This window comes from Pseudoalteromonas sp. M8 (genome assembly GCF_018141365.1).
Taxonomy (GTDB): domain Bacteria; phylum Pseudomonadota; class Gammaproteobacteria; order Enterobacterales; family Alteromonadaceae; genus Pseudoalteromonas.
This window is the reverse complement of record NZ_CP047240.1, coordinates 2,060,817-2,087,439: the sequence shown is the minus strand read 5'-3', so window position 1 is coordinate 2,087,439 and position 26,623 is coordinate 2,060,817. Positions and strand designations below refer to the sequence as shown.

General features: G+C 43.2%; 20 protein-coding genes. 2 read left to right on the top strand and 18 right to left on the bottom strand.

From position 1 onward, the window contains the following. Positions 1–2 precede the first annotated feature (2 nt). A complete protein-coding gene (locus GSF13_RS14050; RefSeq protein ID WP_211868837.1) occupies positions 3–410 on the top strand; it encodes a SufE family protein in 408 nt (135 codons plus the stop codon). 29 nt (positions 411–439) lie between these two features. Here the strand turns inward: GSF13_RS14050 and tcdA are convergent, their stop codons facing one another. The 7 genes from tcdA to GSF13_RS14015 all read right to left on the bottom strand — a co-directional run bounded on the left by tcdA (position 440) and on the right by GSF13_RS14015 (position 7,838). Then, entirely contained in the window at positions 440–1,237 is a 798-nt protein-coding gene (gene tcdA / locus GSF13_RS14045; protein ID WP_211868835.1) for a tRNA cyclic N6-threonylcarbamoyladenosine(37) synthase TcdA, read from the bottom strand. Between the two features lies 1 nt (position 1,238). After that, a complete protein-coding gene (locus tag GSF13_RS14040; protein ID WP_206472840.1) occupies positions 1,239–1,904 on the bottom strand; it encodes a TIGR01621 family pseudouridine synthase in 666 nt (221 codons plus the stop codon). Beyond that, positions 1,891–2,652, bottom strand: a complete 762-nt coding sequence (kdsB, locus tag GSF13_RS14035; RefSeq protein ID WP_174168950.1) for a 3-deoxy-manno-octulosonate cytidylyltransferase — start codon at positions 2,650–2,652, stop codon at positions 1,891–1,893. Before kdsB ends, GSF13_RS14040 begins: the two co-directional genes overlap by 14 nt. Beyond that, on the bottom strand, positions 2,640–2,837 hold the full coding sequence (locus GSF13_RS14030) for a Trm112 family protein (RefSeq protein WP_010371492.1): 198 nt from the start codon (positions 2,835–2,837) through the stop codon (positions 2,640–2,642). The genes kdsB and GSF13_RS14030 overlap by 13 nt, the downstream gene beginning before the upstream one ends. Next, on the bottom strand, positions 2,827–3,810 hold the full coding sequence (lpxK, locus tag GSF13_RS14025) for a tetraacyldisaccharide 4'-kinase (RefSeq protein WP_102056719.1): 984 nt from the start codon (positions 3,808–3,810) through the stop codon (positions 2,827–2,829). The genes GSF13_RS14030 and lpxK overlap by 11 nt, the downstream gene beginning before the upstream one ends. Beyond that, positions 3,811–5,550, bottom strand: a complete 1,740-nt coding sequence (gene msbA, locus GSF13_RS14020) for a lipid A export permease/ATP-binding protein MsbA (RefSeq protein ID WP_211868833.1) — start codon at positions 5,548–5,550, stop codon at positions 3,811–3,813. It abuts the gene before it with no gap. A 62-nt stretch (positions 5,551–5,612) separates the two neighbouring features. Beyond that, positions 5,613–7,838 carry a DNA internalization-related competence protein ComEC/Rec2 gene (locus GSF13_RS14015; protein ID WP_227387676.1) on the bottom strand — a complete coding sequence of 742 codons (2,226 nt, stop codon included), beginning with the start codon at positions 7,836–7,838 and terminating at the stop codon, positions 5,613–5,615. Between GSF13_RS14015 and GSF13_RS14010 the strand changes: the two genes are divergently transcribed. After that, complete coding sequence (locus GSF13_RS14010; protein WP_010371507.1) at positions 7,839–8,348, top strand: DUF2062 domain-containing protein; 510 nt, start codon at positions 7,839–7,841, stop codon at positions 8,346–8,348. 116 nt (positions 8,349–8,464) lie between these two features. On the opposite strand, the gene GSF13_RS14005 is transcribed toward GSF13_RS14010, so the two are convergent. The 11 genes from GSF13_RS14005 to GSF13_RS13955 form a co-directional block, all read right to left on the bottom strand. Continuing rightward, positions 8,465–10,180: a DUF3466 family protein gene (locus GSF13_RS14005; RefSeq protein ID WP_174168953.1), complete on the bottom strand. Its 1,716-nt coding sequence runs from the start codon at positions 10,178–10,180 to the stop codon at positions 8,465–8,467. Positions 10,181–10,188: 8 nt separating this feature from the next. Next, positions 10,189–12,105, bottom strand: coding sequence for an ABC transporter ATP-binding protein (locus tag GSF13_RS14000; protein ID WP_010604640.1), 1,917 nt, complete (start codon positions 12,103–12,105; stop codon positions 10,189–10,191). A 1-nt stretch (position 12,106) separates the two neighbouring features. Next, complete coding sequence (locus GSF13_RS13995; RefSeq protein WP_206472837.1) at positions 12,107–12,337, bottom strand: glutaredoxin family protein; 231 nt, start codon at positions 12,335–12,337, stop codon at positions 12,107–12,109. After that, on the bottom strand, positions 12,330–14,441 hold the full coding sequence (rlmKL, locus tag GSF13_RS13990; RefSeq protein ID WP_174168955.1) for a bifunctional 23S rRNA (guanine(2069)-N(7))-methyltransferase RlmK/23S rRNA (guanine(2445)-N(2))-methyltransferase RlmL: 2,112 nt from the start codon (positions 14,439–14,441) through the stop codon (positions 12,330–12,332). The genes GSF13_RS13995 and rlmKL overlap by 8 nt, the downstream gene beginning before the upstream one ends. A 92-nt stretch (positions 14,442–14,533) precedes the next feature. Beyond that, positions 14,534–14,917, bottom strand: coding sequence for a zf-TFIIB domain-containing protein (locus GSF13_RS13985; protein WP_174168956.1), 384 nt, complete (start codon positions 14,915–14,917; stop codon positions 14,534–14,536). A gap of 90 nt (positions 14,918–15,007) precedes the next feature. After that, entirely contained in the window at positions 15,008–15,535 is a 528-nt protein-coding gene (locus tag GSF13_RS13980; RefSeq protein ID WP_174168957.1) for a cell division protein ZapC domain-containing protein, read from the bottom strand. A gap of 121 nt (positions 15,536–15,656) precedes the next feature. Further along, on the bottom strand, positions 15,657–16,667 hold the full coding sequence (gene pyrD, locus GSF13_RS13975) for a quinone-dependent dihydroorotate dehydrogenase (protein WP_211868831.1): 1,011 nt from the start codon (positions 16,665–16,667) through the stop codon (positions 15,657–15,659). A 137-nt stretch (positions 16,668–16,804) separates the two neighbouring features. Beyond that, on the bottom strand, positions 16,805–21,643 hold the full coding sequence (locus tag GSF13_RS13970) for an NAD-glutamate dehydrogenase (protein WP_010604634.1): 4,839 nt from the start codon (positions 21,641–21,643) through the stop codon (positions 16,805–16,807). 211 nt (positions 21,644–21,854) lie between these two features. Continuing rightward, complete coding sequence (locus GSF13_RS13965) at positions 21,855–24,176, bottom strand: MMPL family transporter (RefSeq protein ID WP_211868829.1); 2,322 nt, start codon at positions 24,174–24,176, stop codon at positions 21,855–21,857. After that, the gene (locus GSF13_RS13960) at positions 24,176–25,177 is read right to left on the bottom strand and encodes a YCF48-related protein (RefSeq protein ID WP_249122794.1); all 1,002 of its coding nucleotides are present in this window, start codon (positions 25,175–25,177) and stop codon (positions 24,176–24,178) included. The genes GSF13_RS13965 and GSF13_RS13960 overlap by 1 nt, the downstream gene beginning before the upstream one ends. Positions 25,178–25,255: 78 nt before the next feature. After that, a complete protein-coding gene (locus tag GSF13_RS13955) occupies positions 25,256–26,623 on the bottom strand; it encodes a DUF1329 domain-containing protein (RefSeq protein ID WP_039495726.1) in 1,368 nt (455 codons plus the stop codon).

Genomic DNA, 26,623 nt, shown 5'->3' with positions numbered 1-26,623 from the left:
TTATGAATATTGAACATATCACAAAAAAATTGTCTGAAAGTCATGGCTGGCAAGCCAAGTATCGTGAAATTATGCTGCTAGGTAAACAACTTCCTGAGCTTCCTGATGCGTTGAAAGTTGACTCAGCGTTAGTGTCGGGCTGTGATAGTAAAGTTTGGCTCTATGTGGACTTAGATGAAAGTGCGCAGCAACTCGTACTTATTGCCGACTCAGATACGCGTATTGTTAAAGGCTTACTTGCAATCATCATTGCAGCGTACGCAGGTAAAACGCCAGAACAAGCAAGCCAGTTTAATGCTTATGAACTGTTTGAGTCGCTTGGATTAATTACTCACCTAAGTCCATCTAGAGGTAATGGTATCCGTGCGATTGTTGAACAGATCCAAGTGCAGGCAGAGATATTAAAATAACGTGATATAAGGTGCTCAAACGAGCACACTTATTCGCTGCTTTTGCTTTGTTTATCGAGGTACTTACGTATTGCTTTGGACGCCGCAAAAAAACCAAAACTCCCGGTTACCATAGTGGCAGAGCCAAACCCGGTGGCGCAGTCCATGTTTTTCCCACCTTCAGCTTGTTGCTTTGCTTTGCACACGGTGCCATCAGTACTTGGGTAAACGAGTTGCTCTGTGGAATACACGCAATCTACGCCAAATTTACGTTTTGGATTATCGCTAAAATTATATTGTTTTCTGAGAATATAGCGTACTTTTGCCAGCAGCGGATCATGGGTCGTCTTTGCCACATCCCCATATTGGATCTGGCTCGGATCGGTTTGACCGCCTGCACCACCTGTGGTGATCACCGGTATTTTATTTCGCTTACAATGCGCGATTAGCGCCGCTTTCTCTTTAACCGCGTCGATACAGTCGATAACATAATCAAAGCCTTGAATGTAGTTTCTAATGTTATCTAACATCAGAAAATCATCGATCAGGGTAACTTCACAATCTGGGTTAATCGCAAGACAGCGATCTTGCATTGCTTCAATCTTTTGCATCCCGATACTTTCGCTATGAGCATGTAACTGACGGTTAATGTTGGTTACACAAATATCGTCCATATCGATAAGCGTTATTTTACCTATACCCGTTCTCACTAGCGCTTCTACAGCCCAACTGCCAACGCCACCAATACCAATGACACAAAAGTGTGCTTTACTTAATGCTTCCAACTCGGCGTTACCGTATAACCGACCAATACCGCCAAATCTTAGTTCTCTATTCGAATCCGTCATGTTACCACTCTAATTGACTTGGATTTTGCCAACTTGCAAAGATTTCATGTGCCAATAAATGGCCAAATGCACCATCACCTTCAGGCGCAGCTTGATAGCGTTGATGGTTACCTTGCCATTCAAATTCAAGGCAAAATGCATGAAGATACGTTCTATCCGCAGGCTCTCCACTATAGGCTAAATCACCTAAAATTGGTGCACCGATGCTTTTTAGTGCCACCCGAATTTGGTGTGTTTTACCGCTAAACGGTTTGACAATACAAGCGCGTAGGTTGGTCGCAACAGAGCATGAATAAAATCGAGTCACCGCAGGATTTAGCTTAGTTTTAATCAGTTTATAGGTACCTCTGCGCGACTTAGCCATATCGCCTTTTATCCAACCTTGCTTTTTCTTAGGTTTCGCACTAACTAACGCCAGGTAAAATTTATCTATTTTTCGAGCGGAAAACAGGCTCGTTAGCTGCTTTGCAGCCTCACTAGACTTCGCTAAAAGGATGAGTCCCGACGTGACTTTATCGAGGCGGTGAACCGCAAATAAGGGATAGCCTAGTTGCTCCGTCAGTAAGGCAACAAAACCTGCACCGTCCTCACTATGGAAGCTCAAACCTTGTGGTTTGTATGCAACCACATAGTCTATCTCGTCCGCAATGAGCTTAAACTTTTCCATTCAGTATCTCTTGAACCCGTGCCAAATCTTCGGGGGTATCCACTCCAGCATGCACCGGCTTAACCGCTTTAGCGACCTTAATTTTGTATCCATGATACAGCACACGTAGCTGCTCTAGTGACTCTTGCACCTCTAGCGGTGAAACACTTAGCGATAAATAGGTTTGAATAAAGCCCGCACGATAGGCATATATGCCAACATGACGTTTAAAATGGCTCACTGGAATGCTATTTTTGTCGAGCGTTAACATGCTGTTACGCTGAAACGGAATAGAAGAGCGAGAGAAATACAGTGCGTTGTCTTGAATATCAGACACCACTTTCACCGCATTCGGATTCAACACCTCTTCCACATCTTCCACATCAACGCACAAAGTCGCCATCGGTGCATCAGAATGGTGCAGTAGTGCTGCCACTTGTGCGATGTTATCAGGCTCTAGCAGTGGCTCATCACCTTGTACATTGACCACCAAGGTTTGTTCGTTCAGCCCCAGTTGTTCAACAACTTCGGCGAGTCGCTCAGTTCCAGATTGGTGATCTTCACGCGTCATGAGCACATTATCAGTGAAGTTTTGCGCTGCCTCAAATACCGCACTGTGATCGGTTGCGATATAAACCGCTGCCGCGCCAGATTGAATCGCCTGTTCGTAAACACGCTGGATCATTGGTTTACCGCCGATATCAGCAAGTGGTTTACCAGGCAGCCTGCTTGAAGCATAACGCGCCGGAATAACGACTACGAATTCCACTGCTCAACCTCATCGCTGCTCAGCTCGCGCGCTTCGTTTTCCAATAACACAGGAATATCATCTTTAATTGGATAAGCAAGCTTAGCTGCTGTGCTGATCAACTCTTTGTTTTCTTTGTCATATCTTAATTTGCCTTTACATACTGGGCAGGCAATTATTTCTAGTAATTTGGTATCAAAGGCCATGATAAATCTCTTTCTTTTTAAGTAAATTTAATACCGCTTTTTCAAGCGCTGATGTAGGTTTGGCATCTACTTTGAGGTAATACCAATTATCTTTTGCAAAAGTGCGACACTTTACCGCATCTTTCTCTGTCATAAAAATAGCGCCGTTATCGATTTGCGCGAAGTCGGACGCTTGATATGGATGATGATCCGCAAAATGTAGGCTTTCACTCAGAACAATCCCCCTATCTCGTAGCGTATTTTCAAATCGCGCGGGATTGCCGATAGCACAGACTGAAGCGCCAGCCATTTCAATATTGGATGCTGGACTATCATCTGTAACACGAAAAAAACCAACGGTCTCTAACGTGTAGGAATAACTTTCGCATCCACCATTATATACGGCAAGATCAACACTCTGAATACGCTTAGGTAATTCCCTAAGCGGCCCTGCTGGCATCCATAAGCCATTACCAAAGCGTCGCACAGCATCAACAATACAGAACTCAATATCTCGTGCCAATTTATAGTGCTGTAGCCCATCGTCGCTGACGATGATGTTTACATCGCTATTACCCAATAATTTTTCAATACTGGCTTGTCTATCAGCACCAATCATCACTGGGCATTTCAATCGTTTGGCGAGCAAACAAGGTTCATCACCGCCCTCTTCCGTTGAGGTCGCTTCAGTGACCAAAAATGGGGTTGAACTGGGTTTTGCACCGTAGCCTCGACTGATCACCCCAACCTTAAAACCAAGATTTTCAAGAAAAGGGACTAACCAAAGTACAAATGGCGTTTTGCCGTTACCGCCCACACTGATGTTACCGACAATAATAACCGGAACAGGCGAGCGGTACGCAGGGCAAAAGCCGAGTTGATAAAGCCCCTTTCTCACCGAGCTAATAAGTCCAAATAACAGGCTTAGCGGAAGCAATAATAGCGTTAGTAGTCCCGGTTTTTTATACCAACTTTGCTCTATTTTGGATGCCATTTATTGCTCACCAAACTGCATTTTGCAAAGTGCATGATAAACCCCTTCCTGCGCGACCAATTCAGCATGCTTGCCTTGTTCGATGATCTTGCCTTTATCTAGCACATAGATGCAGTCGCAACGCTCGATTGTCGATAACCGATGGGCAATTACTATGGTTGTTTTGTCGGCCATCAGCTCTTCTAACGCTTGTTGGATCAAACGCTCAGATTCTGTGTCTAATGCTGATGTTGCTTCATCTAAAATAAGGATAGGTGCATCTTTCACAATAGCACGCGCGATAGCGATACGTTGTCGTTGTCCGCCAGAAAGCATCACGCCATTTTCACCAACAACGGTATTTAGGCCCTCAGGAAGATCTTTAACAAATTCCCAGACGTGGGCTTGTTTTACTACTTTTTCTAGGGCTTCTTGCGATAAGGGTTGCTTTAACGAGTACATAATATTGTTTGCAATGGTGTCATTAAACAACACCACTTGCTGCGACACGATGGAAAACTGCGCGCGTAGATCCGCAAGCTGGTAATCATTTATGTTCGTGCCATCTAACTCAATACTGCCCGCTTCAATATCATAGTAACGTGGTAATAGATTAGAGATAGTTGATTTGCCTGAACCACTTCTACCTACCAACGCAATACTCTGCCCAGCTTTGATTTCAAGGTTTAATGACTCAATCACCGGGTCGTTTTTAGATGGATAAGTAAAGGTTAAGTCTTTGACTTGTAGGTTACCTTGAGCACGAGATAAAGACTGAGTGCCAGTGTCCTTTTCTTGTTCAAGATCAATCACCGCAAACACACTTTTCGCCGCAGAGATCCCGCGTTGCAGGTCGCTATTCACATTGGCAAGTTGTTTTAAAGGACGCAGCATCATCATCATAGAGGTGATCAAAGTGACAAAAGTGCCCGATGAAATTTTGTCTACCATAGTAGGCATCGCGACAATCGCGAGTATCACGGCCATTGCGCTCGCCGCTATGATTTGGATGATAGATACGCTCAGCGCTTTAGTCGCATCCATTTTTACGCGTTGCTGACGGTTATGATTATTAACTTTAGCAAAGTGAGAGATGGTTTTTTCTTGGCCACCAAAGCCATGAATGACTTTATGACCCGCCATCATTTGCTCAGAGCTTTTCGTCACTTCTCCCATCGCATCTTGAATATTCTTGGAGATTTTCTTGAAGCGCTTAGACACCACAGTAACGATCACCGCCACGATCGGTACCACAACTAAGAAAATGAGCGATAGCTGCCAACTTGCATAAAACATCGTGATAAGTAAGAAAAAAACAAATGCGCCTTCACGGATCAGCACTTGAAGTGCCTTAGTGACGGCTTGCTGTACCTGCTCCGTATCAAAAGTGATTTTTGATATCATTTCACCATTAGAATGTTGATCATGAAACGACACTGGTAGATACAACATGTGTTCAAATAGTTGCTGTCGCAAAGCACGCACAACCTGCGACCCGACATAAGACAAGCAATACGATGCCATATAATTAAAGATGCCGCGTCCAATAACTAACGCGATGACAACAAAGGGAGCTAATTTTAGTACGTCGCGATTGCCTGCAGTGAGACCCTCATCGATAAACGGATCCATTAAGGCAACGAACGAAGCGTCCATCGCAGCGTACCCTATCATGCCAATTACTGAAAATATGGCAGCGAGTTTAAAGTCTTTTACATAGCTAAATAATCTAGCGTAAATCTGCTTGTCGGTTGGTTGCATTGCCAGCCTCTACTTTTCTATATGGCATTATTGTAACTTTCAAATCATTAAAACTGAATGGATTATCTGAGAAACCAGTAATTTTCCACTTCCCGAGCTCGTTCAACTGTAATTTCTTGAGCAAAAATTGAGATCTTTATATGGCCATCTAAAGCGGTATCCAATAGTGTGCTCCCTACTCTTTGGTATCTTTCAATCACTTTCTCATTGGGAATTTTCCACGGCGAATAAAAGGCACGAGAAAATATCGCAATATCTGGGTCAACCGCTTGAATAAACTGCTCGCTTGAAGAGCTGCCACTACCATGATGCGGAACCAGTAATATATCGGCCTTAAGAGCTTCTTTTTCAATGTTAAGCAGCTTAGTTTCGGTTATTTTCTCGATATCTCCTGGTAATAAAAGCGTAAAACGCCCATCAGAGATACGAACCACACAAGAATTATTATTGTCATTGTTCGACACTTCTTGAGGCCAGATCACAGATACGTCTAGCCCTTGAAATTGATGTGTTCCTAGCACACAACTATCAGCTGGACTTGCAGGGTGAAAACGCTGTAACGATTTTCCGCCATCATAGGCAATGAGGTCGTCAACGCCACCATTATGGTCGCCATCATTATGACTAATGATGGTATCTTGCAGCGTAATTCGATTATTCAAAAGATAAGGTTTGATCACAAACTCGAACATCGAAAAATAACCAAAATACTTGGCCCCCACATCATAGAGCAGCCCTTTGTTATTGCGAGAAACTAACACTGCCGTTCCGTGACCCACGTCAAAGATATCGATTTGCCATAGCGGAGAAGCTCGAAATTGATACTGAACGAGGAAAAACAATATGGGTAATAAACCAAGATAATTTCTGAATAAATACAGCAGCAAAGCACTTAAGTAGCTGGTTATTAGAAACATGGACGAAACGCCAGGTATATCTACCCAAGTTAGTGGAGCACTTTGCAACAGCTCAAAAAGAAACACTAACACATTATCAACTAAATGAAGTGGAAGTTGCCAACCAATAGCGTGCAGCGCAGTAACATGAAGTAGTAGTAGCGGAAATACCACGATGGAAACCAACGGGATCACAATGATGTTCGCAACCAATGAGATAATACTCGCACCGGAAAAGAAATACAGGTTGAGTGGCAACAGACAGGTAAATAACGCAAGCTGCAACTTGATTAAGGCAAGTAGCTTTGCACCTAAACCTCTACCAACTTTTGTCACTAACGTTACGATGATAGCAACCGCAAAAAAGGAATAATATAAACCAGGATTAAGTAGTGAAAACGGGTCTACTATCAAGACGATGGTCAACGCTACTGTTAGCACCTGAAGCGCTTTAAGGCGCACAGCAAAGAGGTAACAAGCAACCCACACCATTGCCATGATTAAAGCTCGAGTCGCCGATACGCTGTAACCGCAGAGAATGACGTAACCAAAACACAACAGTAACGCAAAAACCAAACACCATTGATGTAAGTTAGCTGCTTGGGAAATTATTACCGGGATACAATACAGCACGACTTTTATCAGCAAAAACGCAATGGCAAATACCATTCCGATATGCAGCCCTGAAATCGCTAACAGATGGCTCAAGCCAAGACTTCTAAATTGTGTTTTGTTTTCGAAGTCGACTTTGCTTGTATCGCCAGTTAACAAAATATAGTACAGCCAAGCATAGCTTCGCCCATCAAGCGTTTTATCTATGAATAAGCGGTAGTTATCTCGCCACGTAGTGTCCTTCACTACCGACTTGATTGTTTTGATGCTACCCTTAAAATATATATGCTTCCTAAACGCATGCAATTCAGCATTAAAAAGTCCGATATTAATTCGGCTACGATAACGCTTAAGTTTTACCGTAAATTCAATGTGGTCACCGACACGCAACATAGGCGTGGATGAGTTACGATAGAGTTTTGCGTTTACTGTACGCCAACGGGCAAATTGGTAGCCATCAACTTGCTCAAGCTTTACCTTTAACGCTTCACCAATCACAGAATTATCAACCTCAATAACTTTACCCGAAGCAGTAACAAGCTGCGATTGCCACATTTCTGGTATTTTTAGCTGATAAAAAACAAAGTAATGACCAATAGCAATGGAAATCCCTAAAATAAATCCTGCCAATATAGGACAAAAAAGCTTAGAATAGCGGCCCATGAAGTAGAGGAATATGCTTAGTGCGGCTGATCGCCAATTGTCGAGAAGAAATACCGCACTGAAGCAACCCAGAATTATTCCAAAACATATCAGAATCCAAGTAGATGGCAGCTGCAAATGGCGAAAAAAACGATTCAACGCTTTTTACCTGATCATAATAAAATCAAACAACAGAAATCATTAAAAATCTTTGGTAAGTTACTGCATGATGCCAACCTGTGGCATTTAAACCGGCGCTCAGCACGCGGCGCATTCTCGGTGGGGCTATTTTTCGCATTCATCCCTGTTCCTTTTCAAATGGTACTGGCGGCAGCACTAGCGATTCCATTTCGCGTTAACTTGCCTTTGTCTATTGCACTCGTGTGGATCACCAATCCACTTACGATGCCACCTATATTTTACTGCTCATACCTAGTCGGTGTATTTGCTCTTGGTCAAGAGCAGCAACCATTCCATTTTGAGGCGAGTTGGGAATGGCTTGCACAAAGCCTAACAACGATTGGGCCTGCATTTATCGTCGGCTCTTTGATCTGCGCAACACTTGCCGCCATTATCGGCTTTTTCGGTATCGACTACCTGTGGCGACGCTCAGTGAATAAAGCGTGGCAAAGTCGCGGCCAAGGCTAATACCAGTATAGTTAAGATTTTTATCGCTTGAATTAAATATCGAATTGAATTTGCGAATATTTCTTTTCAAACACAAAAAAAGCCCTTCCGGGCTTTTTTATCGTATAAATTGTACTTTAGGCTTTACGACGTCTTCTCAGCGCCACTAGTGGTAGCGCGAGTAAACTAAGCCAAGACCAACTTGCAGATTGACGCTCATATGTCTCTGCTTCAGGTGGTGTACAGCTTTCAGGTTCACCAGAAATTGGCGTAAGTAGAACCGGTAAGCTTACCGACTCATACTCAGTCTCACCTTTGCTGTCCTTCTCAATTTCACCAAGTGTATTGCGTCTTTCAACCGTTTTGGTGGCAATCGCATAGATCTTGTTATCGTCAGTAATTTTTACTGCTTCCGCAATCGTGTAAGGGAAGGTATCGCTCTTACAGGGAAGAAGAGAATTAATGTTTACTAGCTTTTCCGCCCCGATTTCATATAAGAAGGCTTCACGACGACGGTTTGAACCACTCTTTTCAATCACACCTTGACCAACAACAAAGCCATTATTGTTAATGTCATTTATTGCTGTTGCTGAACCTTCAAAGTATGTGGGCATCTCCTTAAACTCAGCACTTGTAGTATTAAAGTAGAAGCCAGTTGCGTCATAGTCTCTAGAGCCTCCACTGAAACGTCCAAATACACCAACTATGGTACCGTTGTCATTCACATCGACTGCTTGGCTATATTCAATAAAGCTCTCAACTTCTCTAACTCGTTTGATTTCACCGTCTTCGAAATAAACAGCTTGTTCATATGGCAGTAGTCTATCATCTCTTTGTCTACGTACTCGAGAGTAACCAACGGTTAACCCATCCGAGTTAGTCGCAACAGCAATACTAGAGTATGCAATTTCACTATCTTCATCAGGCGTAAAACCGAGCCCTAAATCTGTTGCATCAACTAAATTAAAGTTGTTATCAAAAGTCCATTTATATGCCCTAGTGTGATATGGAGTGCTGATACTCTGGATGCAAACATCCACTGGCTCATCTACACCATCACAATCATCCGCTATATTTTCGATTGCTCTTTGAGATAATGACGTAGAGCTTTGCCCGACGACAATATAACCACCTTCGTTAGTTTGCTTGATGTCTGTCGCGATAGAAATACCGCCATGCTCAGTAAATGCGGGCTCCAGCCTAACTTTCTCACCAGCAGGAGTTACCAAAATTCCTTTATTTCGCCAATCGCGTACAAAATAAGTTTCTTCTTCTGTTTCACCCTCAGGAGTAAAAGTTATCTTTTTAAAAGGTGCAGAGCCCCAGCCCACTATTGTACCGTCTTCTGCGATGCTTGTAAGGTAGTTAGTGACCGAGCGAGTTAGCCCTTCGTAATCAGGAGATTGTTCATCATATACTACAAATTCTTCAGCAGTATTGTTGTTGTACGTAAGAGAGATTGCTTGAACAACAGTTTGAAATTGATTAGCCCCTCTTCGACTTAAGTGATAAAGCATAAATGCATGAGCTTGTGCGTTGGTATTTGCAGCATCATTATTTTGAATATCATCTAAGGTGAAGGTAATTTCTTCTTCTATCTGCTCATATTGCTTCTTTACATTGTCATAATCGCTTTTCAGTGTTGAATCATCGAAGTCGATATATGACACATCAATCTTAACACCAAATAAATTGGAAGCATGACCAATCACGTCTCCAGCTTCATTTGCGTCCGACACGTAGCTATATTTACTATTATCATGTCTTGGTAATTCAGTTAACTGATAGGTGGCAGCGGCCGCTTGTTGTGAAAGGGCTACGGCGACACTCGCGGCTAAAAGTTTAAATTTCATTTTAATCCTTACTGCTGATTCTGTAATGCTTCTAGTTCTTCCCAGCGTTCAAACGCGGCTTCCAGCTTCGACTCTAGCTCAGTCAAATGGTTCAATGCCTTGTGGGTCGTTTCTTGATCTTGTTTAAAGAAGTCTGGATCGCTGACCAGTGCTTGTTGTTTGTTCACAGCCTCTTCAAGTTCCTCTACTTTACTGGGCAACGACTCTAATTCAAGTTTTAATTTGTAACTCAGCTTATTTGAACGAGCAGGTGCAGCTGCTTTTTTAGTCTCGACTTGTTGCTGCTTTTCTTGATGAACCTTTTGTGCTTCTTTCTTTTGCTGCTCTCGTCTTTGCTGGTACAGTTCAAAATCACTATAACCGCCAACAATTTCTGTCACCAAGCCCTCGCCTTCGAACGCCCAGACACTGCCGCAGGTATTATCGATAAACTCTCGGTCGTGGCTGACGACCAGCACCGTGCCTTGGTATTGGTTTAAGATTTCTTCAAGTAACTCAAGCGTCTCAATATCCAAATCATTGGTCGGTTCGTCCAGCACAATAATATTTGAAGGCTTAAGGAAGAGCTTAGCAAGCAATAAGCGGTTTTTTTCACCGCCTGATAATGCCTTTACAGGGGTTCGAGCTCTCGCAGGCGGAAATAAAAAGTCCTGCAGATAGCCAAGCACATGACGTGAGCGGCCGCCCATCATTACTTCTTGCTTACCTTCTGCGACATTATCCTGCACAGTTGCTTCTTCATCCAATTTTTCACGGTATTGGTCGAAGTACGCAACTTCCAGGTTCACGCCTTGTTTTACGCTGCCTGCGTCAGGTTTAATGTCACCAAAAAGCATTTTTAACAGCGTAGTTTTACCTGCTCCATTAGGACCGACCAAGCCAATACGATCGCCACGCATCACCAGCGTTGAAAAGTCCTTTACAATGCATTTTTCTTGGAATGCTTTGTCTAAATGTTTCGCTTCAAAGACCAGCTTACCGGAACGATCCGCCGTCTCGATGTTGAAGTCTGTCTTACCTTGTTGCTCGATGCGTTGCTTGCGCTCAACACGAAGCGCTTTTAGTGCTCGCACACGCCCTTCGTTACGGGTTCGGCGGGCCTTGATCCCTTGCCTTATCCAGGTTTCTTCTTCGGCAAGCTTTTTATCAAACAAGGCATTCTGTTGCTCTTCCACTTTTAAATCATGAGCTTTTTGTTCTAGATATTGCGCATAATCTCCAGGGTATGAAACCAACTTGCCACGGTCTAAATCTAAAATTCGGGTCGCCATTGCGCGAATAAAGGCACGGTCGTGAGAGATAAACACGATCCCCCCTTTAAACTCTTTCAGGAATTGCTCAAGCCAGATGACACTTTGCATATCAAGGTGGTTAGTCGGCTCGTCGAGTAACAGTAAATCTGGGTCACTCACCAAGGCTTTGGCCAGTGCAACTTTGCGTAGCCAGCCACCTGAGAGTTCTTCTAGGCGCATATTCGCATCTAATTGCAACTGGCTAAGCACTTGCTTGATCCGTGACTCAAAACGCCACGCATCTTCGCTTTCCAATCGCTGAGTCAGGCGCTCAAGCGAGGTCATCAGTTTATCTGACTGGCTGGTTTGTAGTTTTTCACTGACTTCATGAAATTCAATGAGTAGCTCAGCAACATCAGGTAAACCGTTTGCAACATAATCAAAGACCGACCCATTTGCGCCCTTTGGTGGGTCTTGTTCTAGCCTTGAAACTTTTAATCCACCAACACGATTGATTTCACCATCATCAAGTTGAACTTGGTCATCAAGTACTTTCAGTAACGTTGATTTACCGGCACCGTTTCGGCCCACGATACAAACGCGCTCGCCAGATTCAATAACGGCATCAGCTTGGTCAAGTATAGGGTGTGAGCCAAAAGCCAGTTGCGCTTTAGCAATTCGAATGAGATCCATATTATTCTATAAATTCTTGTAGTTGTTGTTGAGTAAAAGGCCAGCCAAGTTCCTGACCTGTCTCGCCTTTTTTAATCACTGGAATTCTATATTGATATTCCGTCATCGTCTCTACACAATCGACGATATCAACGAGTTCAATTTCGGCTTCAGGCAAAAATTGAATTAACATCGCCAATGCTTCTTCACAAAGATGACAACCATCGGTGTGAAATAAAGTACATTTAATCATGACGGATCAACCAGCTGTTGTGAATTTGTTTGTTACGCTTAAAATCCAAAGACAAGGTTTGCGATGAGTATTCCTCAGCGGTTAGGCCAAGTGCCGCAAGTCCCATTTCATCGATTTTAAATCCGCGTTTGTTGTTAGAAAACAGCAGTACACCGTTCGGTGCTAATATCTTCTTTACCCAACCAAATAGTTTTAAATGATCTCTTTGTACATCAAATGCATCTGACATACGTTTAGAGTTAGAGAATGTTGGTGGGTCTAAGAATATCAAATCATATTGACCAACTGCTCTTTCAAGCCATTTTAAGCAGTCCGCTTGCTCAAATCTGAAACGTGGGTTCTTCAAACCATTTAGCTCAAAGTTTTCCTCAGCCCATTTTAGATAGGTCTTTGACATATCTACTGTGGTAACAGACTTAGCACCGCCAACTGCGGCATGCACGGAAGCACTACCTGTGTATGCAAAAAGATTCAACACGCGTTTATCTTTCGAATGTTGCTGAATAAACTTGCGGGCTAAACGGTGGTCAAGGAATAGACCAGTATCAAGATAATCAAATAGGTTAACCTTAAACTTAGCGCCGTACTCTTCTACTACCTCAGTACGGTTTTGCTTGTCTAGGGCTTTGTATTGTTCTTGACCTTTTTGGCGCTTTCTTACTTTTACCGCGATGTTTAGCGGGTCAATATTAAGCTGCTCGGCGGTCAGTGTGATCACGTCTTGCAAACGTTTTTGCGCAACGCTATCGTCAATTTCTTTTGGCGCTTTGTATTCAAAGATGACTGCGTTGTCGTTATATACATCAACCGCAACATTGTACTCAGGGATATCCGCGTCATAAACACGATACGCATTAACGTCTTCTTTTTTCAGCCAAGATTTTAAGCCTTGTAGATTTTTCTTCAAGCGGTTACCAAACGCAGTCGAGCCTTCAAAATTAAGCCCACTGCTCTGTTTATTTTGCTGTACCTGCATCTCATTCATTTCATACAAGTTAAGCAGCACGTCGAGCGGGCCATTTTTGAATTTATAAGACTTTTTACGCGCTAGTTTTAGCACTTTTAATAGGCTTTCTTCACTCGCAAGTAACGCCAAATTCCAGTCTTTATAGTGCTTTTTAAAGGCGATACCCATATTGCGATATAGCGTAATAATTTCAGCCATACCACCTAGACGTTCGCCATAAGGCAAGTTACTCAGCACAATGCCAGGACGTTTAGCAGCAAGGCTAAGGTGATTGGCATCTTCAAACTTAAACTTAATATGTGACTCAACGCCTGCGCGCTTGGCATTACGCTCAGCAATTGACAGCACACGTTCATCGATATCACTACCGATCAGCCATAAGCTCTTTTGCTCTGGCTGTACCTTTAATTGTGCTTTAAGCTCGGTGAACTTACTTTCACGAAAACTCGGCAGGCGTTTAAAGGCAAAATCTTTATTAAGGTTAGTAGGTAAGCCAAGCGCCATAGATGCCGCTTCGATTAATAACGTGCCAGAACCACAGCAGGGGTCAAAAAGCGGCTTATTAGTATCTTCAAGCCAGCCGCTACGTTTAACCAGCGCTGCCGCTAAATGTTCACGAATTGGCGCTTTACCTTGTTTGTCACGATAACCTCTATCAGATAAGCGAGGTCCCGAGAAATCGATATATAGCGCACAGCCTTGCTTAGATAATTTCGCTATGATGCGAATATCCGGTGTCTGTTTGTCAACATCTGGACGTTGCTCAAACAGGTCATTGAAGTAGTCAACGATCCCATCCTTAACCACCAAGCCAGAGAATTGCGTATTTTTAAGCGCATTATTCGTACCATTAAACTCTACTGCAAAGGTCTGCTTTGGGCTAAACCAATCTTGCCATGCCTGAAAACGAACAAACTTGTAGAGAGAATCTTTGTCATTCACTTCTGGTTTGTCATCAATAAGCAACATCACGCGCGTTGCAAATCGTGTCATCATACAGAACTTTTGTACGTCTAGATTAGCACCTGTGAACTTAACTGAACCAACGGTTTGCTTGTTTATTTCAAAACCAAACTCGGTTAATTCTTCAACCAGTAACTGCTCTACACCAATAGATGTCAATGCGATAAATTGCAATTTGAATACCCTTAAATTTCAACTGGGCGCAGTATAACACACAAGTTATCGTTAGTTATTAGTTGAGCTTGGTTGTATGGGGATAAATTACGTTAAAAATTTAGCAAGTTCAGAAAATTTAACTTATCTAGCGCGCTTATGTTCGAGTTCCTACTTTGGTAATTTTGCAGTAAGTTATGGAGCTCCCCTTTTTCAAACCACACGCCACCACAGCACCCGCACTCACTAAAACTAGCTTCAAAGAGCGTATAGTCTTTAAGTGTATGACCATCATCAGGGCATAATTGTAAAACGTCACGCTCAACCAACGACCGCTTTGCAATAAAATCGGTATAACTAAAGTGATAAGTATGTTTAATGGAATCAATAAATTTGCGCGGCAACCAAATGGCACCGCATGACTGACATTGATAACCGCAATGTCCTTCAGCGTCGGCATAAGTTAGTTTTAATGTTTTATCGCAGAGGCAGCGCATTCTAATCCCTCGATCAGCAAACAATTCAAATTAGGTACAGGTTAATACAGGAAATAATTGCTGGTCAATAAAACGATGGGATGAAATTGGCTATGCGCTTTGATGAACTTGGTGTGTTAACACAAGAGGCGCTAACCGATCGTTCAGTACTTTTATCGCTTGAAATTGTTCAAGCTCTATTCCTTCATCAAGAATAAATTGCTCGTTCAAGCTTAAACAAAGACTTGACTGACCATCATGCTCGATAATTAGAAACTCGCCACGGCTTAACTTGGAATTTAAACACACAACCGCCTCACTCACAGGTTCACCACCAAAATATGGCTTAAAAAACCAGCTTTTTGCTTGCATCGGTTGCAGATGAAACTTTGCCGCAGTTGCATTCAAAGCGATTTGACAGCATCTGGGCTCATTCCAAACACCAAAACCGCAAAGGTAAGAAAATACACTCTGATAAAATTCAGCTTCGCTGAGACTAAAATTGGGATTAGCGGTTGAGTCTTCAGTAAGGTGGCGCAACCGAAAAGGCGTGCAAAGCTGAAGCTCTTCACCCAAATCAATTAACAACCTGTTCCTTTCTGTGCAGCGGATCCATTGCCACTCTTTTGAAGCTTGCAAAACTTCTCTCCCACCAACCAATTAGCTCAACTAGTAAGTGGGAGTATAACGCGAAAAACGCAATGATGAAATTTTTTATAATAACGTTTTGTTTTGGATCATTTGGTTATATGACCGATCCTTATAAGGACGAAACGATCTTTTTAACAAGTGCAGGCCCTTCATAAATAAAGCCTGTGTAGACTTGTACTAAATCTGCACCAGCTGAAAATTTCTCTTTTGCAGATTCCGCACTGTCAATACCACCTACACCGATGATTGGTAGCTTACCGTCGGTAATACGCTTCAATTCGCTGACAACATGCGTCGATTTTTCACGAACAGGTCTACCAGACAAACCACCTGCTTCATTACCGTACTCTAGGTTTTCTACCGCATCTCGGGCTAATGTTGTGTTAGTTGCAATAACACCATCAATACGATTATTAACTAACGATTCTGCGATCTGGGTTAACTGAACGCCATCAACATCTGGTGCGATCTTTACCAACATAGGCACTGACTTATTATGCTTGGCGATCAGATCCATCTGTTCATTTTTCAGGCTTTGCAATAGATCATCTAGCGCTTCGCCATATTGTAGATCTCTAAGGCCCGGTGTATTTGGTGAAGAGATATTCACGGTGATATATGAGGCATGCTCAAATACTTTTCTCATACAGTGAATGTAGTCATCTTTACCTTGTTCATTTGGTGTATCTTTATTCTTACCAATGTTGATCCCAAGGATCCCATCGTATTTTGCTGCTTTTACATTGTTGACTAGGTAATCGACGCCCTTGTTATTGAACCCCATGCGATTAATAATTGCATTTGCCTCTGGTAAACGAAAGATCCGAGGCTTGTCGTTGCCCGCTTGTGGTCTCGGCGTGACAGTCCCTACTTCAATAAAACCAAAACCCATTTGCTCAAATGCTTCGATACACTCAGCATTTTTATCAAGACCGGCGGCCAACCCTACTGGATTTTTAAACTCTAAACCTAAAAAATTAACAGGTTTGTCTTGAACTGATTGAGACCATGCAAGGCTCATTGGCGTATTCGCAAAGCGGCGCAGGTTGCTTAGGGCAAAATCGTGTGCCCACTCCGCATCTTTATTAAACATAAAACGACGCGCAAGATCGTAAAACATGGTAGCTCCTCAGTATTGGTAACGTAATCAACTTAGCTAAAATTACCCAAGCGTAACTTTAGCTAAATGGATTATGCCAATGGCATTGGACAAAAAAATACCCCAGTCAAAGCTGGGGTATTGTAGCGATTTCTAGATTATTTGGAAGTATCGCAGTTGTGGCTTAGTAACATTAGCTCACGAAGTGCAACTGAGAACTTAGCAAAGTCATGACTTTGCGAGGTCTTAAACTCAGTTAACATTTGCTGCCAACGGTGTAGTAAGCCAGCTTGCTTATCCATCCACTGTTCAATCTGTTCATTGATATCACTGTCATCACCAGCAAAGCTGTTTAACACAACCTCTGACAATGAACGCTGTTGCCAATCAAGCTCTTCACGATATGAAGCACGAGCAAGCGCCTGCCAATGGTTTGCCACAGGTTGAGCCGTGATTTGGTCAAGGAACCAATGTAGACCCATGTTTGCACCAAGCGTGAAGTAAGTATTAGACACAACACCGATCTTACGACCTGAGCTATGTGCAACTTCCGCTAAGTCCATGACCGAGAACAAGCTTGAAAGTGACACGATACGCAGTGCAATCTCAGCAGGTACACCTTGAGACTCAAGGTCACGTGCTTTATCAACGATCTGCTCGCTTTCATTTGCAACCATGTAGTTGTGTAGATTTGCACTTAAATCTTTAAATGTAGGTGCAAAGAACGCAATGGTTTGCTCGATAGTTTGAGACTTGTCACGGTGACGTAAGAACCAACGCGTTGCACGGCGAACCGTACGACGTAATTGATATAGCATTTCCGTTTGAACTGCCGCTGGGATCTTATTATCAAGCGCAGAAATCGCTGACCACGTTTCCTTCATTTCAAAGATTGCACTTGCAATTGAGTAGCAAACCGCAATTTCTGCATCCGTTGCACCTGTCTCTTCGTGCATACGAACCATGAAGTTTAGACCCATATCGTTAACGATATTGTTTGCAAGTTTCGTTGCAATGATCTCTTTACGTAGCGGGTGATTATCCATCGCAGCATTGAAGCGCTCGCGCAGCGGTGCTGGGAACGAGTTCACTAGCAACTGACGGTAGTATGGATTTTCTGAGATCTCATCAACAACTAATGTCTCTTTTAATACCATCTTAGAGTAAGAAACCAGTACAGATAGCTCAGGACGTGTTAGGTCTTTACCTGCCGCCGCTCGCTCTGCTAGCTCTTCATCAGTTGGTAAGAATTCGATTGCACGATTTAACTTGCCGTCTTTTTCAAGTGCATGGATAAAGCGTACTTTCTCTTTCAGCGTCGCTGGACCTTTAGACTTAGTAACCGAAAGCGTGTGCGTTTGACGGTAACAATCTTTCAGTACCAATTCTGATACTTCATCTGTCATTGAATACAGTAATTCGTTACGCTGCTTATTCGTCAATTCACCTTCAGCAACTAGGCCGTTAAGTAGGATCTTGATATTAACTTCATTATCCGAACAGGCAACACCACCTACGTTGTCGATAAAGTCAGTATTGATGCGACCGCCGTTTGAAGCAAATTCGATACGACCCAGCTGAGTAGCACCTAAGTTACCACCTTCACCAAAGATCTTCGCACCAAGCTCACCACCGTTGATACGTAGCGCGTCGTTTGCACGGTCGCCTACTTCAGCGTCAGTTTCAGATTTAGACTTGATGTAAGTACCGATACCACCATTCCACAATAAATCAACTGGCATCTTCAACAATGCTTTGATCAACTCATTTGGTGTCATGCTCGATTTCTTAGTGCCTATCATCTTCTTCATTTCAGCGCTTAGCGTAATTGCTTTCGCTGCACGAGAGAAAATACCACCGCCCTCAGAGATCAGATCCTTATTATAATCTTCCCAGCTTGAACGTGGCAGATTAAATAGACGCTCACGCTCTACATACGAGCTTGCTGCATCTGGGTTTGGATCGATAAAGATGTGCATGTGGTTGAATGCCGCTTGTAAGCGAATGTGCTTAGATAGCAGCATCCCGTTACCAAATACGTCACCACCCATGTCACCGATACCAACTGCAGTAAAATCAGTCGTCTGACAGTCAATGTCCATTTCACGGAAGTGACGCTTAACCGATTCCCAAGCGCCCTTAGCAGTAATACCCATCTTCTTGTGGTCGTAACCAATTGAACCACCTGACGCGAAAGCGTCACCAAGCCAGAAGTTATATGATTCAGCGATACCATTTGCGATATCAGAGAAAGTCGCAGTCCCTTTGTCCGCTGCAACAACTAGGTATGGGTCGTCTTCGTCGTGACGTACAACATCCACTGGCGGCACAATGTCACCATGTACGATGTTATCTGTGATGTCTAGTAGACCACGGATGAAGATCTTGTAACACTCTTGGCCTTCTTTGAAGAACGCTTCACGTTCAGTTGGAAGTTGTTTACAAACAAAGCCGCCTTTAGAGCCCACAGGTACGATAACTGTATTCTTAACCTGCTGTGCTTTAACTAGGCCAAGTACTTCTGTGCGGAAATCTTCACGACGGTCTGACCAACGTAGACCACCACGAGCCACTTTACCGCCACGTAGATGAACACCTTCTACGCGTGGAGAGTATACGAAGATTTCAAACGCAGGTAATGGCAATGGCATATCTGGCACTGCGCTTGGCTGGATCTTGAATGATGTATACGACTTATTCGTGCCATCAGCTTCTTTTTGATAGAAGTTAGTACGCAGCGTTGCATTGATCATATCAACGTACAAACGAATGATACGGTCATCATCTAGATTCGCTACGTTTTCAAGCTCAAGGTAGATTGCATCAACAACCTTCTGAAGTGCCTTTTCAGTGGCAACTTTCTTCGGTGCAAACTTCTTCACGAATAGATCAACGATCATCGCTGCAATGTGCGGGTAACGGTCAAATGTATTTTCGATGTAAGATTGCGAGAACGTCACACCAATTTGGCGCATGTATTTAGCATATGCGCGTAAGATAGATGCTTCACGACCAGTTAAACCACCTAATAACACTAAACGGTTGAAACCATCGTTTTCTAGGCGGTTATTCCACACATTGGTCAATGCCGCACGGAAACGTGCTGATACTTTGTCAAAATCTGTGATCCCTTTGCTGTCGATAAGCATAGAGAAATCCATGATCCAGTTTACTTGACCATCAGTCGTCTTCACAGCGTATGGTGTTTCACCAATAACACGTAGGCCAAAGTTCTCAAGCATTGGCATCACGTCTGATAGGTGAATTGGCTCTGCTTTATGGAACAGACTCAAACGAACAAGTTGCGACGTTGCTTCTTCTTGAGGTCTGTAGAACAGCATCTCAAGTTTGTTATCTTCGTTTAGTTGCTCTAGCTTTTCGATGTCTACTACTGCTGCACTCGGCAACACTTGATCTTTATAAGCAGACTGGAAGGCATTCGTATATTTACGGTTTAACTCGTTACCACGAGACTCACCCGTTCTTTCAAGAAGTGCAGATTGTAACTTGTCTTCCCAAGTACGAGCGGCTTCTACCAAGTTATTTTCGATTTCTTTCACGTTGTAATCTATGTTGTTGTCATCAACACGCACGATGTAATGCGTACGCGCTAGTGTTGATTCAGAGAAAAAGGTGGTGAACTCTACTTTGTCGCTAGACTTAAATGCACGGCCTAGCAGTTGTTGAGTTTCACGGCGTAACGCTGTGTTGTATCTCTCTCTTGGCACATAAACCATACAAGAGAAGAAACGACCATACACATCCTTACGCACAAATAAGCGACACATGTCACGCTCTTGAGTTTGTAAAACGCCCATTGCCACTTCAAGCAGCTCGCTTTCGCGTGCCTGTACTAACTCATCACGAGGATAGGTTTCAAGAATATTGAGTACCGCCTTGTATGCATGTGTGCCTTTAGCAAAGTCACATTGCTCCATGATACGGTTAATTTTACTCTTAAGTACCGGAACATCTACCGCACTGTTGTTGTAGAAGCTAGAAGAGAACAAGCCAATGAAACGGTCTTCACCAATCACGTTACCTTCATCATCAAAACGCTTGATACCAACATAGTCGATATACGCTGGTCTATGAACGCGTGAAAGTGAATTTGTCTTGGTTAAGATCAACAAGTTGTTACTGCGTGCCTCTTTGCGCGCAACTTCAGGCAGTTCAGACAATAAACGGCTGTGATCGTCACCAGAGTTCTTCATCAGGCCGAGACTTGTGCCTTCAACTGGCTTCAGCTCATAGTCACCTTGAACTGGAGTCAAATCATATTGGCGATAGCCCATAAAGGTAAAGTTGTCGCTAACCAGCCAGTCTAAAAACTCGACGGCTTCAGCAACTTCTTCTTTTGAACAACTATAATGACGGGTCGGCAGCTCTTTACTTACGCTCACCAATTTATCGCGAATTGGTAGCCAATCAGCAACCGCAACAGAAACATCATTTAAGACAGATTCAAGCTCAGCTGTAAAATCAGCGATCACCGAATCATCTGTTTGCCTGTCGATTTCGATAAAGAATACGGTCTTAGTAGACGTAGATTCTTGTTCTGCTTTTAAGTTAGAAACTGCGGTGATTGCACCTGCATCATTTCTTTGTAACTTAAGTGGAGAATGAAGTAATAGGTGAGAGACTATGTTTTTGCGATTCATCGCCATGCGCACTGAATCAACCAAAAACGGCATATCTTTAGCGATTATCTCGACAATCGTATGCGATGATTGCCATCCATCCTTTGCAACCTCAGGATTAAAAACGCGAATGACGGCATCGTCAGACTTGTTTTTATCAAGGGCATTCCAAAGGCTCAATGCTGCGCCGTATAAGTCACTGTCGTTACGATGTGCCAAATCCTCTTTAGACATGTTGCTGTACAAGGTTTTGGCAAACGTTTCGACAAGTGACACTTTGTCAGCATGGACTTTTTTATGGATAAGCTTGCAGACGTTATCTAGGATAACAGAAGCTGTGCCTTCATTTTGTGTCATTATGTGTTCCTTAATCTATACCACCTTTGAACGGTAGATTATTTGTACAGCCATTTATTAGCGTGGAGTCAGGTAAATTCTAACCTTTCTGACGCTAATAAACAGCCTTTTTGACGAAAACATTTCAAGCTTTTCAGCTGTTTGCTCATCTATTCACAAAAAATAGATATAAATCGCCAATACCAAATAAAAAGGAGCACAATTATTCACATTATTTTTTCTGGTCAGACCAGATAAGCGTTCCAATTGCCGGTAAAAGCAGCACAGCACCCAGCATATTTACCAAGAACATGAAGGTTAAAAGGATACCCATATCAACCTGGAACTTAAGCGCAGAGAAAATCCATGTGCTTACGCCAATCGCCAATGTGATACCCGTAAACAGTACCGCACTGCCTCGTTCAGCAAGTGCATTTCGATAGGCGACCGACAACGGCATACCTTGCTTAAGCTGTCCCATCATAGAGGATAGAATATAAATGCCATAATCGACACCTATTCCCACACCCAAAGCAATTACTGGTAACGTCGATACTGTTAACCCGATTTCAAGCTGCACCATAAGCGCTTGAGCCAACGTTGATACCACATATAAAGGTAGTACCACTGCGATAGTCGCTCGCACGCTCCTAAAGCTCGCTAGGCACAACAGGATCACCGCGCCGTACACATAGATCATCATAGGAACCTGCGCCTCGGAAACGGATTCATTTGTCGCCGCCATTACACCGATTGGACCTGATGCTAATTTAAAGGCAACGTCATCAGTTCCCTCTTCTTCTGAGAACGCTTTGATCTTCGCAATCACATGGTCGATAGATTCCGCCTTATGATCTTCCATAAAGATGATAATAGGCATCACCGAACAATCACCGTTAAGCAGTCCTGAGCTTGTCTCTACTCGAGAGGTAGCTTGAACTAGAGAAGCAGTATTTCTTGGTAACGTCTGCCATTTTAAGTTACCTTCGTTGTACCCAGCATTAACCGCTTGTGCAACAGAGCTCAAAGAAACTGCCGATTGTACACTGGCCAAATTTTCTACGCGCCATTGGAAACGACTAATACGCTCCATTGTATCGTGCTCAGTACAAGCCGCAGGTGTCGCTTCGACAATGACCTTTAAGATGTCAGAAGAAATGGCATAACGGTCTGAGATAAGAAAAGTGTCTTGGTTGTATCTGGCATCTTCATGTAGTGCCGGTGCACCAGCATGTAAATCACCAATACGCATTTTTTCAGATTGCCAGTAGCCAAATGCGAACAGTACTGCACTGATAAGTAAGATAATTCTGGCTACTTTTTTGTCTGTGGTTTTCACCAAAGCCTCTCGCATTGCCTCAAACATACCATGGCTGGCGTTCTTACCATCACCAAGTCGCTTAATATTTGCGGACTCAAAGAACGACGCCATCACAGGAAGCAGTACCAAGTTGGTAAAGATAATAACCGCAACCCCTAAACTGGCAGTAATAGCAAGTTCACGAATAATGCCGATGTCGATTGCCAGTAAGGTTAAGAAGCCAACGGTGTCCGAAAGTAGAGCAATGCCACCTGGGATAAGTAATGCTTTAAAGCTCGCCTCAGCAGCCACTTTGCAGCTTACCCCATCCGCTACTTTTTTACCTATCGCGTTGATCATTTGCACACCGTGACTCACGCCAATAGCGAAGACTAAGAAAGGCACCAAAATAGACATAGGGTCAACACCAAAACCCAAAGTACTGAGTAAGCCCATCTGCCAAATCACAGCAATAAATGAACAAACAATCGGAAGCAGCGTAAGCTTAAAGCTCTTACAGAACATCCAGACCATAATAAAGGTAAAAGCAATTGCTAACGCAAAGAAAAGCACTACACCTTTCGCACCATCAGCAATGTCACCGGCCATTTTCGCAAAGCCAATAATATGTATGCTCACTTTGTCAGTGCTAAGAGGCGCTCGGATCTCAGACTCTAATTTTTGCGCAAAGGCTAAGGTATCAAGCTTTTCTTGAGTTTGCGGGTCGGTTTCCATTAGCTGAGCGGTTACCATGGCACAAGAATAATCGCTCGCAACCATACGACCCACAACTTTTGCTTTTTCAATGTTCTGCTTTACAACCGCTAGGCCTTGTTCAGTAGGTTGAAAATTAGCGGGAATAATAGGTCCACCGGCAAAGCCGTCCTCTACCACCTCAACGAATCTCGCACTGGGTGCAAAGATTGAATTCACCAGTGGACGATTAACACCTGGGATAAAATAGAGCTGATCATGCACCGCTTTGAGCTGAGTGAAAAATGGCTCATTAAAGATGTCACCATCTTTATCACAAACAGAAATAAGAATACTATTTGCACCACCAAACTGTTTTTCGTGCTTCAAGTAAACTTTCATGTATTCATGATTTAGTGGAATATTTTTGTTAAATGAAGCATCGAGCTGAATTTGCGTGGCTTTGAAGCCCAAAAATATCGTCGTCAGTACGAAAAAAGACACGACGGTAATACGATGCCTAAAGATGGCGTATACCAATTGATTTAAAAACGCTTGCATTAGTTGTTCACCTCTACCTCAGCAATCCCCTGCTCCGTAGCTAGAATTAGCTGATTCTTTTTAACCACACCTGCTAAAATAGAGTGGCCGGTTTTTAGTTGTTTTGAGGTTAGCTTACCTGCTTTCAACGTGAATATTACGCCGCTGTTAGCAAACATATAGGTCACATTATCTTTGTGGGCAATACTATTTATTGTCGCCGTTTTTTGAGTATCAAGTTGAACTACTTGCTGTGCATTGCCAATAAATGCGTTACCCCTAAGGCCCGCAACAATAAGTTGCTTATCTGAGGTTTGATCAACAGCAAAAAATGAACCGCGATAAAAAGGCTCAAATTTTTGCCATGTTTTTCCTAAGTCATCACTTTGTGCCACAAGTCCCATTTCACCGACAAGGTACATCATGCCTTCGGCGATCAACAGGCGATTAAAATGGGGAAGAATAAACGCCGTTTCTTGTTCGTATGCCGCGGGGTCTTGCTCTTTTAAATCGGCTAAGTAGTCGACATCATCGGGGTGAACAAATTCACTGATAAAACGTTTTGTCCAAGACTCACCACCATCAGTGGTTTCAAAAAACATGCCATAAGCGCCCACAGCAAAGCCGTGTTGTTGGTCAATAAACTCAATATCAAGACAAGGCTTTTCCAATGTTGGTAGATATTGTTTTAGCGCCCATGTTTTACCACCGTCTGTGGTTTTGATTATGCTAGCGTCGTGGCCACAAGCCCAACCAATATCTTTGCCTTTGAATGTCACAGAGGTTAACAGTGATTGAATTGGCACCTCTGCCTGCGTCCAGTTTTGCCCTTCTTGTTTAATAATTATTGTGCCGTGTTTACCTACCGCAATTAACGCATCACCGTTATCTGTAATATCCGTGAAAAGCGTTTGTTCTGGGTGAGCGACCATCAGGGCTGATTTTGCTGAAATCTGATCACTACTTTCGGCTACTGCTACATGCGCCATAGTTAAAATCGAGGCTGCTACTAACTTCTTCATCATGAGAAAACACTCGAGTTGTGAGAGGAAAGGAGGAAGAAGGCTGAAGCGAGGTTGCTTCAGCCTGATAATATTTGATTAACGGCGACCCTCACGGCGCAGCGCACCCTGAGTAAACTCGTTATCGTTGAAAGACTGACTGAAGTCATACATGTCTTCTTCGTTATCTAACCCAATCGCAAGGTAGCGACGAGAGTTTAGATCATGATAGACATCCAACGTACTCCAATGCGTCGGCACTTCGTAGTAATTAAGACCATGTGCCATCGCGACGCGATACATCTGATCACGGTTATCATAGATATCCGTTACGTGGATTTGCCAGCTATCTTCATCAATATAGAACACACGCTTTTTGTAAATATGGCGAGTACCTTCTTTCAGGTTAGCTTCGACTACCCATACACGGTGTTTTTCGTAACGTACGTGTTCAGGGTTGATGTGGCCAGCCATCAAGATATCATCATACTTCAACTTGTCGCTATGTAGCTTGTAACTGTTGTAAGGGATATACATCTCTTTTTTGCCAACAAGTTTCCAATCATAACGGTTTGGAGAGCCGTTAAACATATCAAAGTCATCTGTTGTACGTAAGCTATCTGACGCAGTTCCTGGTGCATCATATGCAACGTTTGGCGCACGTCTTACACGACGCTGGCCTGCGTTATAGGTCCAAGCCTGACGAGGTGTCAAAATTTGGTCCATGGTTTCATGTACAAGCAATGCAGTTCCAGCGAGACGTGCAGGTTCTGTCACCTGCTGCTTAAACTTAAACAAGATATTTGACTCTTGCAACGCTTCAGGCGTTGCATCTGTTGCAGAGTACTTAACCAGTAATTGCTCATCGAAACCGATAATGTTGTAAGCACCTGACTCCGTGGGCATCGCTTGACCGCCGTAACGTGCAATCGACAAGCCACGGAAACGCAATAGGTGGTTCCAGATAGCTTCTAAGCCATCTTTCGGCACCGGAAACGGAATACCGATAGCGGTATTTTTAATGCCGTTACCACCTTCGATCAGCTCTGCTGTTGAAGCGTATTTCTTTGTTGCATCATACACAAACTGCGGATAAGACGCGCTGCGTCTAGTTGGGTAAATGTTCATTTTGAACGTTTCTGGATACGTTTCAAATAGCGCAATTTGACCAGGGCTTAACAATGACTTGTATTTATCTAAATTCGATTTATCAATTGTGAACAATACTTTGTCATCAGCAAACGGATCTGGATGGTGCATGCCCACTTCATAACCAGCTGGAGGCGCGGTGATCCCACCATTCCAAGCAGGAATACTGCCATCAGCATTACCCGCTTTCTCTGCACCGATAGGCGTCAAGTCTTTACCTAAACGTGCAACTTCGTCAGCGCTCATCTTAGCCATAGCGCTGCTGGCAGACAGCATTGTAATTATTGTTGCTGCGATAAATGTAGGTTTTCTAAACAT

Coding starts and splice junctions, on each gene's coding strand:
- GSF13_RS14010 (WP_010371507.1), top strand. CDS start 7,839: ATGGCGAAAAAAACGATTCAACGCTTTTTACCTGATCATAATAAAATC.
- GSF13_RS13955 (WP_039495726.1), bottom strand. CDS start 26,623: ATGTTTAGAAAACCTACATTTATCGCAGCAACAATAATTACAATGCTG.
- GSF13_RS14050 (WP_211868837.1), top strand. CDS start 3: ATGAATATTGAACATATCACAAAAAAATTGTCTGAAAGTCATGGCTGG.
- tcdA (WP_211868835.1), bottom strand. CDS start 1,237: ATGACGGATTCGAATAGAGAACTAAGATTTGGCGGTATTGGTCGGTTA.
- GSF13_RS13995 (WP_206472837.1), bottom strand. CDS start 12,337: ATGATTAAATGTACTTTATTTCACACCGATGGTTGTCATCTTTGTGAA.
- GSF13_RS14005 (WP_174168953.1), bottom strand. CDS start 10,180: ATGAAATTTAAACTTTTAGCCGCGAGTGTCGCCGTAGCCCTTTCACAA.
- GSF13_RS14030 (WP_010371492.1), bottom strand. CDS start 2,837: ATGGCCTTTGATACCAAATTACTAGAAATAATTGCCTGCCCAGTATGT.
- GSF13_RS13960 (WP_249122794.1), bottom strand. CDS start 25,177: ATGAAGAAGTTAGTAGCAGCCTCGATTTTAACTATGGCGCATGTAGCA.
- msbA (WP_211868833.1), bottom strand. CDS start 5,550: ATGCAACCAACCGACAAGCAGATTTACGCTAGATTATTTAGCTATGTA.
- GSF13_RS14000 (WP_010604640.1), bottom strand. CDS start 12,105: ATGGATCTCATTCGAATTGCTAAAGCGCAACTGGCTTTTGGCTCACAC.
- GSF13_RS13970 (WP_010604634.1), bottom strand. CDS start 21,643: ATGACACAAAATGAAGGCACAGCTTCTGTTATCCTAGATAACGTCTGC.
- GSF13_RS13985 (WP_174168956.1), bottom strand. CDS start 14,917: ATGCGCTGCCTCTGCGATAAAACATTAAAACTAACTTATGCCGACGCT.
- pyrD (WP_211868831.1), bottom strand. CDS start 16,667: ATGTTTTACGATCTTGCGCGTCGTTTTATGTTTAATAAAGATGCGGAG.
- lpxK (WP_102056719.1), bottom strand. CDS start 3,810: ATGGCATCCAAAATAGAGCAAAGTTGGTATAAAAAACCGGGACTACTA.
- GSF13_RS13965 (WP_211868829.1), bottom strand. CDS start 24,176: ATGCAAGCGTTTTTAAATCAATTGGTATACGCCATCTTTAGGCATCGT.
- GSF13_RS14040 (WP_206472840.1), bottom strand. CDS start 1,904: ATGGAAAAGTTTAAGCTCATTGCGGACGAGATAGACTATGTGGTTGCA.